Origin of the sequence: Rhodocytophaga aerolata (assembly GCF_030503435.1) — a bacterium.
Taxonomy (GTDB): Bacteria; Bacteroidota; Bacteroidia; order Cytophagales; family 172606-1; genus Rhodocytophaga; species Rhodocytophaga aerolata.
The window spans coordinates 1-1151 of the sequence record NZ_JAUKPO010000166.1 but is presented as its reverse complement, the minus strand read 5'-3'; the positions used below and the strand labels follow the sequence as shown (position 1 = coordinate 1151).

Sequence of the window (1151 nt, the reverse complement as noted above, 5' to 3'; positions counted from 1 at the left end):
CTGAGTACATGTCAAAAGTTTGCCAAGAGCCTCCAAAGTTGTAATATGAGGTTGTTCAGACAACATAAAACAACCCGGAGTGACTCATGGCATCTAAATATGGGAGATTAAGCGCAGTTTTGCAACTGCATTTACAATGGCATAAGGCCCGCCTCAAGTTCCTTGACTTACTGATCATCACGCTAATTGGGGAGCGAGACGTGAGTTTCACCCGTTTAGCCAGTGTACTGACTAACCAGTCAAGTTTAGTAAACTTGAGACGAATACAACGGTTTTTCGCTCAATACACAATCAATTTCGACTCAATAGCCCGTTTGCTAGTAGCTATTAGCCCGGTAAAACCGCCTTACCGACTGAGTTTGGATCGAACGCACTGGTGTTTTGGGGGCGTGGAGTTCAATATCTTGTGTCTAACCATTGTAGCTGACAAAGTCTCCCTGCCGGTCTTGTGGCTTATGCTCAACAAAGCCGGTAACTCCGACACACAGGAGCGAAAGGAACTGCTGCTCAATTATGTGCGCCTGTTTGGCAGTGAAACAATTGATTATCTAATGGCTGACCGGGAATTTGTCGGCGATGCCTGGTTTGGATTCTTAGCCAAACTCAACATCCGCTACTGCATCCGCTTGCGGGCTAACTTCTGGATCAACTACTCCCATAAGCCCCCAGTTAAACTCTTTTGGTTGTTCAATAACTTGCCCTTGAACAGAGGCAGACACCTTGAAAAACCAGTGCTGTTAGCTAACCAGTACATATACTTGTCAGGCATGAAAATCATCAATGACAAAAACAAGATCGAATTTCTCATTGTGGCTACCTACTACTTTGATCCTCTTGCCTTCAACGTGTACGCCCAACGCTGGAGTATCGAGTGTTTCTTTAAGGCCCTCAAGTCGGCCGGTTTTCAGATTGAAAATACCCACCTTAAAGATCATGAGCGACTCAGTAAGCTTCTGGCCATAGTAGCTATTGCCTTCACTTGGGTCTATATTGTCGGGGAGTACAACAACGCCATTACCCCTATTGAAATCAAAACCCATCAACGACGTGCTTGCAGCATCTTTCGCTACGGATTAGACCAGTTTAATAAGGCCCTCAAGCACGATGATCAGATTGTACTTAAATACATTCAACTTTTGACATGTACTTAG

General features: G+C 44.7%; 1 protein-coding gene. It reads left to right on the top strand.

The window, feature by feature from the left end:
- The first annotated feature begins 86 nt into the window (after positions 1–86).
- Complete coding sequence (locus tag Q0590_RS37350) at positions 87–1151, top strand: IS4 family transposase (RefSeq protein WP_302042788.1); 1065 nt, start codon at positions 87–89, stop codon at positions 1149–1151.